The following is a 16,406-nucleotide window of genomic DNA, read 5'->3' on the forward strand; positions in this document are numbered from 1 at the left end:
AAACATCGTCGAAACGAGTCGGTTAATCGAACCCCGCCCGACGCGACAGGTCTGCTTCTGTATAACTTCTCGGAACTGATCCAATGTCCGCTCAAAACACCCTAGTCACACTCGCTCGGGGCGGATATGCCGCTCGGGGCGTTCTGTATCTGATCATAGGTATCTTCGCTCTGCTGGCGGCTCAAGACTCGACAAAACCCAAGGACAGTCACAAAAGTCTGGAGGCGTTGTTAAGCCAGCCTTTTGGTTATGTATTGGTAGGGCTAGTGGTGGCCGGTCTGATCGCCTTCGCTGGGTGGCGAATATTGCAAGCCATTCGCGATGTCGATCATCACGGTACGAAACTCAAGGGGTTGGTGATTCGCGCAGGTTTATTGGCGGGAGGTTTGGTTAACGGAGCACTTGCGTTTTTTGCATTGGGCCTTCTCATCACCGGCGTTAGGAGTTCAAGCAGTTCCGGAGGTCAGGAGACAAAGGATTTACTGGCACATCTTTTATCTTGGGATCACTCAAATGTATTGGTCTACCTCGTAGCGCTCGTCCCGCTCGGCGTAGGTCTTGCTCACATCATCAAGGGATGGAAGGCATCGTTCGAGAAATACTTTGAGGCTGACGAAGATGTGATGCGTTACATACGCCCGGTCTCTCGATTTGGACTCATAGCCCGAGGCGTGGTGTTTATCGAGATAGCCCTACTCCTGGCGATCAGCGGCTCCCGTTATCAAGCTACGGATCCACCTGGCATGAAAGAAGCCCTTGATGCACTCCAGAACCTGCCAGGCGGAGCCTTGATCCTAATGGTAATGGCTCTTGGGTTGATCGCCTTTTCGGTCTACAGCTTTGCCGAAGCCGCCTGGCGCAAAATAAACATGGATGTGGTTGGCGTATCGAAATTTTAGTGTTGCACAAGGCAGAACGACCTCCGAGGAAGAGGAATATCGATCGGATGTATCTACGAACGTATGTCTGCCAGCGCTCCGCTGGACGTGAATCTAACGATGCTTGAGATACGCCACCTTCGCTATGAGGCGCGTATCGACAAAACCTTCGTAGGTGTGCGCTTCCATAACCTCAGCGGTCAGATGCAACGGAAAATCCAAAGCTTCGTGAACCAGCTTCAACGTGAAGCGCGTCGAGCGCAATGGATGAGGACTGACGGAATGGAAGTGCTAAATAGATAGCCCTGCCATTAGTCCCGTCCCGACATTCGATCAGGCGCAGACCGCAACCCCGACTGCATGACTGGAGCAGCCTCAACCGCTTCGACAAAGTTGCCCTCTGTGATAGTTATCTTCGTTCGCTGACTGCGAGAATCATAAGCCTGTCGACGTTCAATCCAGCGACGCAGTGCCAACAGCAGGGCACTGACAAACCCGTACATCACCGTGACAATAAACGCCGATTGCAACAGCGACTGCGGCGCGAAGCTCGATATCTGCTGTGAACGACGCAACAATTCTTCGTACGGAATGATGTACCCCAGGGACGTGTCCTGGACGATCGCCAGAACGGCACTGACCAATGTTGGCAACATCAGCTTCAGCGCCTGTGGCAATACCACCCACATCATCGCTTGATGATCGCGCATGCCTATTGAAAGCGCGGCCTCCTTCTGCCCGCGCCCCAGCGAAAGAATGCCCGCACGTACAACCTCCGCGGTCATCGCGCTGTGATGCAGCACCATGCCGAAAATCAGGTAGCCCAAGGCCGACCAGTGCAACCCGAGCGAAGGCAGCAGGATGACCGTAAACAGAATCAGCAACAGCAGCGGTACCGCACGGAAACAGCCGATGTAGCCCGCAGCCAGCGTGCGCACCCAAAATCTGTTCGACAACCGCGCCAGCGCCAGAGGTACGGCAAGGCTGAAGGCCAGTACCGTGCTGATCACCGCAGCCAGCAAGGTCGCCATCAGTCCGTCAAACAGGAACTTCAACGTGCCCGGATGCAGGAAGATTTTCCAGCGATGGGCATCGAACTGACCACTCGCCTCCAGGCGATGCCCGACCGCGTACATAAAGCAGAACAACAGGACCACGCCAACCACAGAGATGATTCGGTTACGCCGTCTGGCAACAGGGCCCGGCGGTTCGTAGAGCAGATTGTCCGCGCTCATCGCAGCACCGCCATTTTTTGCTCAAGGACGCGGAAGAACAGGCCCGCGGGAAGGGTCAACAGGAAATAGGCCGCCATTGCACCGAGGAACGTCGGCACGGCCAGGGCGGTGTCGAAGTTGATTTTTTGCGCGGTGTAGGTGATGTCGGCGACACCGATCGCAGCACCGATAGCGGACGCTTTGATCTGGATGATGAACAAATTGCCCAGCGGGGCGATCACCGACTGCACCGCTTGCGGCAAAACCACTTCGCCCAGTATCTGGTCGAACCGCATGCCGATACTGCGGGCCGCTTCGATCTGCCCAATGGGCACGGTGTTGATGCCCGACCGCACCACCTCGCAGATCCACGCCGCGCTATACAGCCCCAGGACCAGCACCGTTGAAGTGAACAGCGAGTACATGAAGCCCAGCTTCGGCAGGCCAAACGTGAACAGCAGCAACAACGCCAGAAGCGGCATCATCCTCATGAGTTCTACGTAACTGCTGGCAAACCAGCGAAAGGGTGGCCATGGGCTCACCCTCATGATCGCCAGAAGCAGTCCGAGAACGATCGCAATGGCAAAGGACAGCAGGGTCAACTGTACGCTGACCGCAATGCCCCCCAGAAAGCGTTCGATATAAGACATCAGGCTCACCTCTGCCTTTTCTTTACTGTTCGATCACTGGCACCTGAGGCGCACCGAGTCCCTCTTGCAGATCCTTGCCGTACATTTCCTTCCACTGACCATTCTCGATAGAAGCGCTCAGTTGGCTGTTGAGCCAGTCACGCCAGGTCGTGTCCTCCTTGATGACGGCAATGCCATAAGGCTCTTCGGTGAACGGCGTGCCGACCACGCGCATTTTTCCGGGCTGACGTATGGACTCACCGACCAGCGTCGCACCGTCGTCGACGTAAGCGTCGAAGCGCTTGTCGATCAGCCCCTCAACGCAAGCCGAGGCATCGCTGAACGTCACGATCTTGGCCGTAGGTGCCAATGGCTTGAGGTTGCGCTCTACGGTGGTGCCGCTCAGAACGCAGACCGTCTTGCCGTCCAGGTCGGCGGTCTTTTTGATCGAATCGTCATCCGCGCGGACCAGAGAATCCTGGCCGGCGAGGTAGTACGGGCCCGCGAAGCCAATGACCTTTTTTCGCTCATCGGTCACGGTCATGGTCGCAATGACCATGTCGACGCGTTTGTTTTCGACCAGCGGAATGCGGTTTTCCGGTGTGGTGCTGACCCATTCGATGTTGTCTTCGGAACCGGTGAGCTTCTTCGCCAGCATTCGGGCGAGGTCAGCCTCGAAGCCTTCCACCTCCCCGGTCATGGGATTGCGCGACGAAAACATCAGGGTATTGAGCGAGCTGCCAACGACCAGCTTGCCGCGCTTCTGGACCTTGGCCATGGTCGAATCGGCCGGAAACTGCTCAACGGTAGAGGCCGACGCGAACGAGGCGAACATGCAGGTAGCCAGGAGGGAGACACCGAGGGAAGCGATTCGATTTAAGCGCATGGTTGTTTTCTCTTGTTCTTGTGATGTTGTTGAATGAATCAGTGTGCAAGGACTTTGGACAGAAACTCGCGGGCGCGCTCCGAGCGTGGGGCGCTGAAAAATGTCTCGGGCGGAGCGCTTTCGACGATCCGACCGGCGTCCATGAAAATGATGCGATCGGCGGCGGAGCGGGCGAAGCCCATTTCATGGGTGACGACCACCATGGTCATCCCGGTGCGCGCCAGATCGACCATGACCTTGAGCACCTCGTTGACCATTTCCGGATCCAGCGCCGAGGTCGGTTCGTCGAACAGCATCACGCTGGGTTTCATCGCCAGTGACCGGGCCAGCGCCACTCGCTGTTGCTGGCCACCCGACAATTCAGCGGGATACGACTTGCCCTTGTGTGCCAGACCAACCTGGTCCAGCAGTTGCAAGGCCCATGCGTCTGCATCCGCGCCGCGCATGCCGAGGACTTTTCGCGGGCCCATCGCAACGTTTTGCAACGCGGTGCGATGGGAAAACAGGTTGAAGCTCTGGAAGACCATTCCGACCTTTGCGCGAATCTTGGCCAGTGCCCCACCCTCTTCCGGCAGGCGCTCGCCGTGCAGAAAAATATCGCCACTGGTGACGGTTTCCAGGCGGTTGATGCAACGGCACAGAGTCGATTTCCCAGAGCCGGACGGGCCGATGATCACCACCACTTCACCAGGCTGTACCTCCAGGTCAACATCAAACAGCACTTGCTGACTGCCGAAAAATTTGTTGACGGCGCGCAATGAAATGGCCGGCGTTTGTTGAGTTAGCGATTGGGCCGATTGCATGGTTTCTGGTCTGCCTCAAAGATCTGACACGTGCCCGGCAGGCACCCCGAACTAGACGAACTTCAATTGCACCGTGGCTTTCAATTGGCCGGCGCGCGAACCGTTGTAACTTCTCAACACTGGATCGGCCCACGGTGCCAGTAGCGGACTGTTGCTGTCCTGATCCAGCACACCCAGTTGTTTGAGCACGGCGATGGTCACCGCGAACACGCTGGCGAAATCGCCGTCACTGACCTTGACCGCCACGCCCAAGCCACGACTGCGGATACCGACCGTCTGCACGCCATCGGCACCGGTTTTCGCGACCCAGTCGCCATTCGAAGACAGCGTAATGCCCAGGTCGGCGCGACCGGTCCCCGAGACCATTTCCGGATGGCTGCGCATGGCATCGAACAGCCGCCGCAATACGGGATCGAGGCTGGCGTCGCCCCCCCCTCGGCACTGGCCAATCGCGCCCACAACAGGGCCAGGCGCGACAACGGCATGCCAAGGTTTGGTGCGTTGCAGCCGTCGATTCCGGTCCAGAGCTGATTCTCCGCAACCCCTGTCAACGCCGCGACTACCCGCTGGATGTCGCGCTGCAAGCCATGTTCGGGAGACAGATAGGTTTCGCTGGGCAAACCATGCAGGCGGCAATACGCGAGGAAACCACTGTGCTTGCCGGAACAGTTGTGGTGGCGCTGATCGTAGCGAAAACCCTGGGGCGGCAGATTGTCCGCCGTGTAGAAATCGGGCAGATGGCAACCACACCCCAAGTCAGTGGACGCACGCTGGATTTTCGAGAGCATGCCACTCACAGCATTCACGTGTGCGGTTTCGCCCGAGTGACTGGCGCACATTATGGCCACTTGTTCATCGGAGAAGCCGAAGTGCTCGACCCCGCCATCCCGGACGAACGGAATGGCCTGGAATGGCTTGAGCGTGGAGCGGGAAAACATCATCGAACCGGGGTCGCCGGCATAGGCCAGCAAACTTCCTTCATTATCAACGACAGCCACCGAACCCCAGTGGATGCGCTCCACATGTTCGTTTCGGGTGGCAATGGCCAATGGAATGTGTGCGGGAAAATCCATGGTGATCTCGATACTCCAAAGTTCGCTACAGGGTCTAAGTCCCTATCGCAAATACGTGGTCGGTTGGATGAACGACGTGCGCACTTCGATCAAAAATGAGTCTATATTCAGTCAAATACTGATGGAATATCGCGAAACAGAATTCGGTTTTGCATTGAGCGCAAAGGCAGTCCTTTCAAGATGACGTCTGAAACGATACGAATCGATCACCTAGGGGTCATGAGAGCACTGGTTAAAGTGGTCGAATTGGGCACCTTTTCCGCAGCGGCGCGGGAGATGCACGTCTCCCCTTCAACCCTGACCCGCATGATCACGACGCTGGAAAAATCCCTGGGCACGACCCTGCTGCACCGCACCACGCACATCGTCGCCCTCACGGAAGCGGGCCAGATCTATCATGCGCGGGCGTTGTCGATGATCGCGGATCTGGACGACACCTTGCGTGTCGTCAGCGACCTCAACCTGGCGCCCAGCGGCCCCTTGAAACTCGTATCGCCAGTGGCATTCGGCAGACGGTTCCTCGCACCGCTGATCGCGCCATTCCTGCAGATGTATCCGGGTATCCAAATGGATCTGCGGTTGACCGACAACCACAATGACATGATCGTAGGCGGCTTTGATCTCGATATTCACGAGGGCGAAAATCATCTCGCGAACTTGATCGCCTACCCAATCTGCCGCAACGATTCCTTGCTGTGTGCCACTCCCGACTATCTAACGCGCAACGGCACTCCATCCACTCCCGCCGAACTCAGCGCACACAATTGCCTGATTTATCTGCACCCCGACAGCGATCCTCATTGGTACTTCACAAAGGATGACGTAAAGCACTCGATATTCCCCAAGGGCAATTTGCAATCGGACAACTCGGAGCTGCTGCTTGAAGCCGTCTGTGGCGGCCTGGGTATTGCAGAATTTGAAATCTGGCTGGTGCGTGACCTGCTCTTGAGCGGTGAATTGCAAATCGTGTTACCTGAATATCGGTTTGTTAATACACTGACCGGGGATCAAATCTATATGGCTTATCTACCCAATCGACGTTACTCGACGAAAGTCAGGGTGCTACGCGATTTTCTTGAAGACCGACTCAAGGGCATAAGCGAACTGCCTCCTGAGCTTTTCAAGTGTCGGTCATGAGCTATTGGTTGGAGGAGTTGCAATGACCACAATCGATGTGAAATCCCGATTCGAAGCAAAGCTTCTCCGTCCGGCAACGCCTGGTAATGATACGTCGTGGGCCTTCCTGGTACTGCCAGGAGACGCGAGTGAACAGCTTCCGAGGCGAGGAAGGACGACAGTTGAAGGCACAATCAATGGGCACCACTTCCAGGCAACCCTTGAGCCGGATGGACAACTGAGCCATTGGCTGCAGGTCAGCAAAGAGTTACTCGAAGCCGCAGGCGCGGCTGTTGGGGACATCGTTACGCTGGAGCTAGCCCCTGTGAAGAAGGAACCCGAGCCTGACATCCCGGCCGATTTTCAGGAGGCACTGGCAGCCACCCCTGAGGCTCGTAAAGTCTGGAACAATACGACGACCATCGCACGAGTAGACTGGATACACTGGATTACTTCAGCCAAGCAGCTCAAGACCCGCGCAAAACGAATCGGTGATGCCTGCGATATGCTCGCCTCCGGCAAGAAGCACGTTTGCTGTTTCGACCAGTCCGGTTACTACAGCAAGGCCTTCCGTGCGCCCGAGGCGGATAATTCTTGAATGGGGCATTCGCCTCACATCGTTCGGCTCGTTCACCGGGACCAACCAAGCCGGCCCTTTTGCTTGATTGTTCGAGGCGTAAAAAAGCCCGCGTTGAGCGGGCATCGGGAATCATCCGCACTCATTCAGGCACCTGATTCAGGGTCACTCGCCGGCATCCCGCGAGCTTCCTGATCGTTTTCGTCCTGATCGTTCATCTGTGGGTCGTTGTCCGGGTTATCGACGTGGCTGTTCGTACCCGCTTTTGGATGCTCACTCGATACCGAATCAGTAGCAGCCACATCAGCCATATCTTCATCGACAGGAGTTTCATCGTCGGGCGCTAACGGAACTTCGTACTGGTTCCAGCTCGGGTCGTGGCCAGTTTCGTTGTCCGTGGTGCGTGTTTCGCGTTGCTGCGATTTATTGCCTGGTGCGTTCTCGTCAATTTCCATGGTGGCTCTCCGATTACATGCACGGGATTTCCGTGCTTAAACATGAGAAGCAATCGTGCGCTGCAAGTGCCTACCATTGGACAGACGGCGATCACAAAAAACCCGGCTTGCTGGCCGGGTTTTCTCTCGTATCGCAAGGTCTGATCACACGAGATCAGTCATAGATACTCGACATTTGCGTCAACGCTGATGGCCTGCCCGGTAATGTTGGTTGCGGCCTGTGAGGAAAGAAACAGCGCCATGGCGGCCACGTCTTCCATCGTCACCATCCGACGCAACGAGATTTTTTCAAGATACTGGTCGCGCATGGACTCAAAGCTGATGTCCAGCGCCTTGGCACGTGCATCAATCACCCGATCCATGCGCTCCCCCGCCACCACGCCGGGCAGGATGGCATTGACCCGGATATTGTGCGGTCCCAGCTCATTGGCCAACGACTTCATCAATCCGACAATCGCCCATTTGGTCGAGGCATAAGGCGTTCGGAAGGGATACCCCAACCGGCCGGCCACCGATGACATGGCAATGATGTGCGGGTTCTGACCCGACTTTTTCAAGAACGGCACCGCTTTGCTCAGGAAGTAATACTGGCTGTTGAGATTCGTCGAAATCGTCTGTTCCCACGCCTCTGCGTCCAGCTCTTCGATGTTACCGGTAGGCCCGGCAATGCCAGCGTTGTTGACGAGAACATCAAGGCCTCCCAGCAACGAGACCGCTTCGTCCATGATCCGGTCGACGTGCTGCTTGATGCCGACATCCACTACTCCGCCGTGCATGCCTGTGTACTCAAGTTTCATGCGATCAACGGCACTGGCGTTGATGTCGCAGATATAGACCTGCGCGCCCACCTCATGGAACGCCTTGGCGATGACCGCGCCGATCCCGGCTGCGCCCCCGGTAATGATCACCTTCAGATTCGGTGGTGGTATCAACAAATCAACAATCTTCATGATGCTTTCCTCTTATTCCTTCACCGATTGCGGAGTCGGTTCGGCATTAATTGCTCTGGCTAACAACGGCACCAGCAGCAATCCCAAAATCGCTGCACCGACGATCACGTAGAAACCCGATGAACTTAAGCCCGAGGCCTTTTCCGCCAGGCCGAACAGGTAGGGTCCCGCAAAGCCTCCGAGCAAACCGATGGTGTTGATGAATGCCAACCCGGCCGCAGCCTGGATGCCTTGCAGACGCTTCATGGCAATGGCCCAGTAGATCGGCAAAACCCCGCCAGCGAAAAAGGCGGTGGCGGTAAACAGGGCGATACGCGCCGACGCATCAGTGATCAGCGTAAATGCCACGGAACTTGCGATCAGACCACAGGTAAACAACCCCAGGCAGTAGCAATCCCGGGCGATTTTGCGGTGAATCCGCGGCAGCACCAACACCCCGGCCAGAAACCCGATCCCGACACTGCTGGACAACAGGCCGACGGTCAACGGCGAAGTAATCTGCATTTGCTGGATGATCGACGGCGTGAAAAATACCAGCCCTACGAACGCGACCTGATTGAGGAAGTAAATCAAGCCGATGAGGATAGTCGTTGGGCGTTTCAGCGCCTTGACCCAATGCCCGGAGTATTCATGGGAGGTGGCATGGCCTGGCAGAAGCGCGTGGGCTTCAAGGGAATCGGCTTCGGCCCGGGTTAACCAGCGAGCATCACGCGGACGTTCCGGGAGCTTGAACCACAGGATTATCCCGACAATGATGCTCGGCAGACCTTCAAGTAGAAACATCCATTGCCAGCCGTGCAGCCCGCCGATACCGTCCATTTTCATCAGCGCACCGCCGATAGGGTTGCCAATGACCAGCGCCAGGGCAGGCGCGAGGTAAATCCAACCGATGGCAATCGCACGATCCTTGGGCGCAAACCACAAAGTGACCATGTACATCAGGGCGGGAAACAGACCCGCTTCGGCGATGCCCAAGAGCACGCGTAGCAGATAGAAGGACCACTCACCCTGGACGAACATCATCGCAGAAGACAAGGTGCCCCAGGTCACGGCGATCCGGGCGATCCAGCGCCGCGGACCGATGCGGTGGGCCAGCAGGTTGCTCGGCACCTCCAGCAATGCATAGCCCAGAAAGAAAATTCCTGCGCCCAAGCCATAGGCAGCAGCGCTAATACCGAGGTCGGCGCTCAGCGCCGCTTTGGCCAGTGCAACGTTGGTGCGATCCAGATAAGACATGAAGTAAATGGCGCACATCAGCGGTATCAGTCGAGCCATTGCTCGCCGTGTGGCCAGCCAATGAGTCTCAGCGGTACTGAGCATGATTGTCATGGTGAAACCTCTTGTTGTTATTTTTCTGGGTTCTGGCAGAACGCTTATAGGTGAACGTTGTGCTTGCCCTTCAAACCAAGCATTTGCCGGGCTTCGTCGGGCGTGGCGATCTCATAGGAAAGCTCTTCGAGGATGTGACGGATCTTGCGCACCTGCTCAGCGTTTGTCTTGGCCTTCACGCCTTTGGCAAGGTAGATGCTGTCTTCCAGGCCGACGCGCACATTTCCGCCCATGATCGCGCCCATGGTCACGAAAGGCAGCTGATGTCGACCGGCTCCAAGGATGGAAAATTCGTAGTTCTGTCGACCGAACAAACGGTCCGCCGTGGCCCGCATGATCGCGAGGTTTTCCGGGTCGGCACCGAGGCCACCGAGGATACCGAAGCATGACTGGATGAAAAGAGGCGGCTTTACCAAGCCTTGTTCAACGAAGTAAGCCAGGTTGTAGAGATGGCCAACGTCGTAGCATTCGAACTCGAATCGGGTGCCGTACTCTCCGAGTTCCAGCATGATTGCCTTGATGTCCTTGAAGGTGTTCTTGAACACCACGTCCTCCATGCCTTCGATGTGATCCTTCTCCCAGTCATGGCTCCAGGTAGAAATCTTGCGGGCGATCGGGTGGATCGAGAAGTTCATCGAGCCCATGTTCAGCGAACACAATTCCGGTTTGGCGATCAGCGGATAGGCGAGACGCTGCGCCAGCGTCATACGAGTACTGCCGCCGGTGGTGATGTTGATGATTGCATCGGTTGCCTGTGCGATGGCCGGCACGAACTGACTGAACACCGCCGGGTCCGGGGTCGGTCGACCATCCAGAGGATCGCGTGCATGCAGGTGCAGGATCGCTGCGCCGGCTTCGGCGGCTTCGATGGATTGCCGCTCGATGTCGCCAGGCGTCAACGGAAGGAATTCGGACATCGATGGTGTGTGCGTCGCGCCGGTGATCGCGCATGAGATGATGACTTTTCGGCTCGGCTGACTCATAAGGCTGACCTGTATTGTTATTGGGCTTTGCAGGTGCGATGAACATCAATGAAATTCGCTGCCGCTGCTTGTGGCACCAAGCTTATTGAATTTTCAGGACATCGGTAAGATCATTACCGGACAGCAATGAATCTCTAAAGGACAGCCACCGGAGTCGCCCTTGCCACCGAAAATGCCGTTGTTCAACGAGCGTATCTACGCCCCCTACAAGATCGCCGCGCTGGTGGAAGTTCTCAGCGAACAGGGAATCGCGCCAGCCGACAGCTTGAGAGGCAGCGGTGTCGACGAGGACAGAATCTACGACGCCACTGCGCTGACTTCGGTGCGTCAATACGCGACGGTGTGTGGCAATGCGCTGTCGTTGTCCAACGATCCGGAAACACCGTTCAAAACCGGCTCACGCCTGCATCTGTCCGCTTATGGCATGTATGGTTATGCGCTGATGTCTTGCCTTTCCCTGCGGGACTACTTCCGGCTTGGCGTGAAGTACCACTCGCTGGCCACACCTACACTGACCATCGAATGGCATGAGTACGAAGACGAAGCTGTATGGACGTTTCCGGACGCGTCCAACCCGAGCCCTTCGCGGGAAATCAAACAGTTCCTCATCGAGCAGCAGTTCACTCAGCACGTGACCCACCTGCAGGATGTTTTCGGCAAAAGTTGCCCTCCGACCAAAGCCTGTTTTTCATACCCCGCGCCGACACACGCGAAGATCTATTCGCAGTATCTGGGCTGCCCATGCATTTTCGATCACGACCAGTGTGAATTGCATTACGACAGCTCGATCCTCGATCAAAAACCGCATCTCGCTCACCGGCTGACTGCGACGGTTCTGCAAGAGACGTGCGATCGATTGATCGGTCAGGCAAAAGTGTCGACGGGGATTTCGGGAGAGGTGTATCAGATGATGATGCAAACGCCTGGGGACTTCCCGGACATGGAAACCGTGGCCGAAAAACTGCATATGACCACCCGCAGCCTGCGCCGCAAACTGCAGGAAGAGGACACTTCATTCGTGGCCATTACCGACGATGTGCGCTGCTCCCTTGCTATCGAATACCTCAAGACCACCATCATGAGCACCGACGATATTGCCCTGCTCCTGGGGTTTTCCGAACCGACCAACTTTCGCCGCGCCTTCAAGCGCTGGACCGGGAAAACCACAAAGGAATATCGCCAGGGCTGAAGGCATGCTTCAGCGGGTAAAGCCTCAGGTCTGAAAGTAGCCCACTGCGGCGTTTAGCTCGGCGCCGACGTGTTGCAATTCGGCTGTGGTCTGCTCCAGATTCTGGCTTTCGCGCGCATTATTTTCGGCAACTTCGCGCACCGACTGCACGCTGGCGCGGACTTCGGCGGCAACCGCACTTTGCTGTTCGGCGACCCCGGCAATCTGGTGGTTCATTTGCTCTACGCTCGATACCGCCCGCGTGATCCGGGAAAGTGCTTCTGATGCTTGGCCGGCGAGTGCGACTGTCTCGTCGGTCAAAACCCGGCTGCCCTTCATGCGCACGTCCACTTGCTGGGCCACCGCCCGCAAACGGGCGATAAGTTCCTCGATTTCCGAAGTGGACCTTTGCGTACGTTGGGCCAGACCGCGCACCTCGTCAGCGACCACCGCGAACCCTCGACCATGCTCCCCCGCACGCGCTGCCTCTATCGCCGCGTTGAGCGCAAGCAAATTGGTTTGCTCGGCCACAGACTTGATGACATCCAGCACGCCACCGATGGCCGAACTCTCGTGCAGCAGCGATTGCATCGCTTCCGAGCACCCCACCATCTCGAGCACCAGGCAATCGATCTTGTTGCCCGCCAAACGCACCAACTCGTCCCCTTCACGCGCCTGACCGTCAGCCTGAGCCATGGCAATGCTGGCCTCGCCCGCATTGCGCGCCACCCTCGCGGCGGTGGCGATCATTTGCTGCATGGCGTCGGCGGTCCGTGCCGTTTCCTGCAACTGCTGCTCCACACCTTGGCTGTTGCGCGTGGTCATCGTTGCCATGTTTGCGGCCGTGATATTTAGCCGGCCTACGCCCTGGCCGATGCGGCCGACCAGGCTGCGAAGATTGCCCAGCATCGTCTCGACAGTCACGAGCAGTTGACCCAATTCATCCTGGCGCTTGGGATTGCCTGTCGCGCTAGCAATATCGCCTGCCGCCGCCCGTTGAGTGAGCCGAACAACGATATTCAATGGCCGAACTATGCTGCGCCTGATCAGCACGCCAGCACCAACGCCCAAAACCAGAGCCACTAGCGTAATCAGCGCCAATTGGCGGTAAGCACTCTGGCTGTCGATGCCAATGGCTAGACTCTGCTCCTGGCTGGCCCGGGCGAGCAAATCACCGACAGGCTGCGTCTGCGTGCTTATGGAAGCCAATGCCTGGGCGCTTTCTACGCGGCTCTGAACGAACCGCTCAAACGCTTTGCGGTAGTCGGCCAACGCGGCGCTCGCAGCGTTGAGCGAGTCCAATTCAGCGCCGCTCAAGTCAGTACTTTGTGCCTGCATGGCGGACGTCAGATCACTGACGCTCATTTCCCAATCACTGCGGTAACGATCATCGCCATCCAACGCGTAATAGAGTTCGCTATCACGGAGCTTTTCCAGTTTCTCCCGCAAACCAACGGCCTGCTCAAGTTGTGTTGTTTGCTCGGAGGTCGGCAGTTGCCCCGCTTCTATCAATGCGTTGATGGCGTCCAACTGATCGAGGAACACCACGGTAAAACTCACACCAGCCGCTTGTGCTCGCTCTTGCATACGCAACCGCTCATCACGCGCAGAACGCAATGACTGGGCATAGTGCCTGAACTCCTCCAGATAGACGTTTGCTGCCGCCTGGATGGCGGACTGATCAGATGAATTGACCGAGCGGCTCTGCACGACTTTCCCCAGTTCGGCAACGGCGTTGCTCACACGCTCTGCCACTTGCGCGTCCAGGGTGAGAGCAAACTCCTTTTCATAAATTCGCGCTTGCAGCATAAGTGCCTGCGTGGCGGCTTGATCCCGCAATTGCTCGCTACGGGTCTTGAGTAACGTCAGTGAATAAGAGGCGGCCAACGCCACGCCGAGGGTGAACACCAATACCAAGCCAAAGCCGAGTGAAAGCTTGGTACCGACGGATAAGTTTGCTAGCACGCGGGAAAAAAAGGACATGGCTGAAAACAACTCTTTTTTATTGTTATCCGCGCCCGTGGCACTAATGCTGAACGCTGGGTGCAAACCTAAAACTTCACCGCAGCAAACTCAAATCGATTCCCCGGCTATCAGGTATCGGTAATCCCGATGCTTGTTACGCGTTCCCCAACAGAGATTATCCGGACGTTGGCAGGGATTGTTTTTTGTAACGCAAAGCATCCACCAGCAACGCAAACGCGGGCGACGCCTGGCGCCGACTCGGGTAGTAGAGATGAAAACCGGAAAACCATGGCGACCAATCTTCCAGCACTTGAATCAGGCGTCCGGCTTTGAGGTGAGGCTCGACAAGGTCATGAGGCACGTAGCTCAACCCGAAACCATCCAGGGCCGCTTCTAACAACTGATACACGCCGTTATAAGTGACTTGGCCAGTCACGCGAACCTTGAGACGTTCGCCATCCTTGGCGAACTCCCAGGCGTACAAACCACCATTCGTTGGCAACCGCAGGTTATTGCACAAGTGACCAGTGAGCGCCCGAGGCGTCGCGGGTAATTCACGATTGGCAAAGTAGCCAGGAGATCCAACCACGGCCATTCGCATATCCGGCCCGATACGCGTGGCAATCATGCCCTCCCCGACGTCCTCGCCTAGCCTGACCCCGGCATCAAAGCCCTGCGCGGCGATGTCGACGAAGCTGTAGTCGCAACAGACTTCCACCGAGATGTCGGGATATTTGGGAAGGAAGTCTTTGAGTACCGGCCGAATGATCTGATCCAGCACATGATCCATCGCGTTGATACGGATATTGCCAGCGGGGGTATCGCGCAGATCACTCAGGCCAGCCAGCTCTATTTCGATTTCTTCGAAGTGTGGACCCACTCGTCTCATCAGACGCTCACCTGCCTCGGTGGGCGAAACGCTGCGCGTTGTACGCGTCAACAAACGCAGGCCAAGCCGCGCTTCCAAGCCACGAATCGTGTGGCTCAACGCTGATTGGGACACCCCGAGTCGGGCAGCGGCCTTGGTAAAGCTTCGCGCCTTGGCGACTGCCAGGAACGCAAGCAGATCACTGGCATTTTCCCTGAGCATTAATGAGATCTCCACATAAGTATTTTCTGATTCTAGCGTCTAATCATATTAATGAGGGGCTGATAGATTTCAGATCTCGCTTCAAGCCAGTCAACTTTTCGCTCCGCCATTAATCGATTCAGGTCGTCAGTGACGGCTATTGCCCTGAGGGAACCGTCATGAAAAATCTCGCGTGCGCAGCGTTGTCGCTGTCATTGCTCGCTTTTGATGTAACCGCAGAGGGGGACAAATCCATGCTCGTCATTAACCCGAACGGCTCGCAACCCTCTGCCAAGGGACCCACCGATTACTTTACTGGCACTGTTCGAGTCGACGCGCCCTTCAAGGGGACAAATGAGGCTCGGGTCAGCGGTGCCACCGTGACCTTTGAACCCGGTGCACGCACGGCATGGCATACGCATCCGCTAGGTCAGACCTTGATCGTCACGGCAGGGTCCGGCCTGGTCCAGCAGCAGGGGCAACCGGTTCGTTCAATCAAACCGGGTGACACCGTATGGATCCCGCCTAATGTCAAACACTGGCATGGCGCAACCGCCACCACTGCCATGACTCATATCGCCATTGCCGAAGTGCTGGACGGCAAAGTGGTCGACTGGATGGAACAGGTCCGCGACGAACAATACGCCCCCGGGATTTGATCGAGTTCAAACGAGGTCCTCATGCAAAACACCAACAACGTCACGGTCGTCATAGGGGCGGGTTCAATTGGTCAGGCGATTGCCCGCCGTGTCAGCGCGGGTAAGCATGTCGTGCTGGCCGACCTGCGCCAGGAGAATGCCGAGGGTGGCTTAGCCATAGTCATCGCTTCGCGTGATGGCCGAAGCCGTGCGTTGGGGCAAGCGCGGAGCACGGGTCAACACCATCAGCCCCGGCATCATCCTCACCCCGCTGGTCAGAGACGAACTGACCGGCCCGCGTGGCGAAGGCTATCGCCGAATGATCAGTCTCAGCGCCGCTGGGCGTTGCGGTACGCCGGATGAAGTCGGCGCAGTCGCGGCGTACGATCAAAACGGTTCCGTCCCAAACGGCTTTCGCCCAACTGCCCCCTGGGCAAAGGTTACTGACGATGGCTAAAGAAATCGAAAACCCCTGCATCTCGATTTGCCAACTGAGTGACGATCTGTGTGTGAGTTGTGGGCGGAGCAAGGAAGACATCAAAAAGTGGAAACGCATGAAGCGTCCTGAAAAAATGGCGGCGGTGCAAAGGGCAATTGTGCGCTTGAAAGGGCTGAAGAAAGCACACGGATAGTCTCTTGCAATGGACGATCGTTTTGGCTCGTTTTTCAGCCC

At 56.9% G+C, this 16,406-nt stretch carries 16 protein-coding genes and 3 pseudogenes; 7 read left to right on the forward strand and 12 right to left on the reverse strand.

All coding sequences use genetic code 11. From position 1 onward, the window contains the following. Positions 1-83 precede the first annotated feature (83 nt). On the forward strand, positions 84-899 hold the full coding sequence (locus ABVN21_RS12045; protein WP_339552298.1) for a DUF1206 domain-containing protein: 816 nt from the start codon (positions 84-86) through the stop codon (positions 897-899). Positions 900-1,189: 290 nt separating this feature from the next. Here the strand turns inward: ABVN21_RS12045 and ABVN21_RS12050 are convergent, their stop codons facing one another. The 6 genes and pseudogenes from ABVN21_RS12050 to ABVN21_RS12075 all read right to left on the reverse strand — a co-directional run. Beyond that, entirely contained in the window at positions 1,190-2,113 is a 924-nt protein-coding gene (locus ABVN21_RS12050; RefSeq protein ID WP_339552299.1) for an amino acid ABC transporter permease, read from the reverse strand. Further along, a complete protein-coding gene (locus ABVN21_RS12055) occupies positions 2,110-2,742 on the reverse strand; it encodes an amino acid ABC transporter permease (RefSeq protein WP_339552300.1) in 633 nt (210 codons plus the stop codon). Before ABVN21_RS12055 ends, ABVN21_RS12050 begins: the two co-directional genes overlap by 4 nt. Before the next feature lie 22 nt (positions 2,743-2,764). Then, the gene (locus ABVN21_RS12060) at positions 2,765-3,607 is read right to left on the reverse strand and encodes a glutamate ABC transporter substrate-binding protein (RefSeq protein ID WP_339552301.1); all 843 of its coding nucleotides are present in this window, start codon (positions 3,605-3,607) and stop codon (positions 2,765-2,767) included. 38 nt (positions 3,608-3,645) lie between these two features. Further along, positions 3,646-4,410: an amino acid ABC transporter ATP-binding protein gene (locus ABVN21_RS12065; protein ID WP_339552302.1), complete on the reverse strand. Its 765-nt coding sequence runs from the start codon at positions 4,408-4,410 to the stop codon at positions 3,646-3,648. A gap of 51 nt (positions 4,411-4,461) precedes the next feature. Beyond that, positions 4,462-4,815: an asparaginase gene (locus ABVN21_RS12070; protein WP_353637241.1), complete on the reverse strand. Its 354-nt coding sequence runs from the start codon at positions 4,813-4,815 to the stop codon at positions 4,462-4,464. Positions 4,816-4,895: 80 nt separating this feature from the next. Then, positions 4,896-5,483 (reverse strand): annotated as a pseudogene (locus ABVN21_RS12075) (asparaginase); the annotation flags it as partial. Positions 5,484-5,663: 180 nt separating this feature from the next. Between ABVN21_RS12075 and ABVN21_RS12080 the strand changes: the two are divergent. Then, complete coding sequence (locus ABVN21_RS12080) at positions 5,664-6,620, forward strand: LysR family transcriptional regulator (RefSeq protein WP_339552304.1); 957 nt, start codon at positions 5,664-5,666, stop codon at positions 6,618-6,620. 22 nt (positions 6,621-6,642) lie between these two features. Then, positions 6,643-7,197 carry a YdeI/OmpD-associated family protein gene (locus ABVN21_RS12085; protein ID WP_339552305.1) on the forward strand — a complete coding sequence of 185 codons (555 nt, stop codon included), beginning with the start codon at positions 6,643-6,645 and terminating at the stop codon, positions 7,195-7,197. Between the two features lie 245 nt (positions 7,198-7,442). Here the strand turns inward: ABVN21_RS12085 and ABVN21_RS12090 are convergent. From ABVN21_RS12090 to ABVN21_RS12105, 4 genes and pseudogenes are all read right to left on the reverse strand, one after another. Beyond that, positions 7,443-7,631: pseudogene (locus ABVN21_RS12090) on the reverse strand (hypothetical protein); the annotation flags it as partial. Positions 7,632-7,789: 158 nt separating this feature from the next. Next, the gene (locus tag ABVN21_RS12095) at positions 7,790-8,581 is read right to left on the reverse strand and encodes an SDR family oxidoreductase (protein ID WP_339552306.1); all 792 of its coding nucleotides are present in this window, start codon (positions 8,579-8,581) and stop codon (positions 7,790-7,792) included. Positions 8,582-8,593: 12 nt separating this feature from the next. Then, a complete protein-coding gene (locus tag ABVN21_RS12100; protein ID WP_339552307.1) occupies positions 8,594-9,910 on the reverse strand; it encodes an MFS transporter in 1,317 nt (438 codons plus the stop codon). 44 nt (positions 9,911-9,954) lie between these two features. Then, entirely contained in the window at positions 9,955-10,893 is a 939-nt protein-coding gene (locus ABVN21_RS12105; protein ID WP_339552308.1) for a 3-keto-5-aminohexanoate cleavage protein, read from the reverse strand. Positions 10,894-11,053: 160 nt separating this feature from the next. Between ABVN21_RS12105 and ABVN21_RS12110 the strand changes: the two genes are divergently transcribed. Continuing rightward, positions 11,054-12,082 (forward strand): AraC family transcriptional regulator, encoded by a 1,029-nt coding sequence (locus ABVN21_RS12110; protein WP_339552309.1) that lies wholly within the window; start codon positions 11,054-11,056, stop codon positions 12,080-12,082. Between the two features lie 24 nt (positions 12,083-12,106). On the opposite strand, the gene ABVN21_RS12115 is transcribed toward ABVN21_RS12110, so the two are convergent. After that, the gene (locus ABVN21_RS12115) at positions 12,107-14,044 is read right to left on the reverse strand and encodes a methyl-accepting chemotaxis protein (protein ID WP_339552311.1); all 1,938 of its coding nucleotides are present in this window, start codon (positions 14,042-14,044) and stop codon (positions 12,107-12,109) included. Positions 14,045-14,201: 157 nt separating this feature from the next. After that, entirely contained in the window at positions 14,202-15,116 is a 915-nt protein-coding gene (locus ABVN21_RS12120) for a LysR family transcriptional regulator (RefSeq protein WP_339552313.1), read from the reverse strand. A 233-nt stretch (positions 15,117-15,349) separates the two neighbouring features. Between ABVN21_RS12120 and ABVN21_RS12125 the strand changes: the two genes are divergently transcribed. The 3 genes and pseudogenes from ABVN21_RS12125 to ABVN21_RS12135 all read left to right on the forward strand — a co-directional run bounded on the left by ABVN21_RS12125 (position 15,350) and on the right by ABVN21_RS12135 (position 16,365). Next, on the forward strand, positions 15,350-15,754 hold the full coding sequence (locus tag ABVN21_RS12125; protein WP_339552391.1) for a cupin domain-containing protein: 405 nt from the start codon (positions 15,350-15,352) through the stop codon (positions 15,752-15,754). Between the two features lie 21 nt (positions 15,755-15,775). Continuing rightward, positions 15,776-16,115: pseudogene (locus ABVN21_RS12130) on the forward strand (SDR family oxidoreductase); the annotation flags it as partial. 67 nt (positions 16,116-16,182) lie between these two features. After that, positions 16,183-16,365, forward strand: coding sequence for a DUF1289 domain-containing protein (locus ABVN21_RS12135; protein WP_339552314.1), 183 nt, complete (start codon positions 16,183-16,185; stop codon positions 16,363-16,365). Positions 16,366-16,406 lie beyond the last annotated feature (41 nt).

The sequence above is a fragment of the Pseudomonas sp. MYb327 genome (assembly GCF_040438925.1).
In the GTDB taxonomy this organism is placed as follows: Bacteria; Pseudomonadota; Gammaproteobacteria; order Pseudomonadales; family Pseudomonadaceae; genus Aquipseudomonas.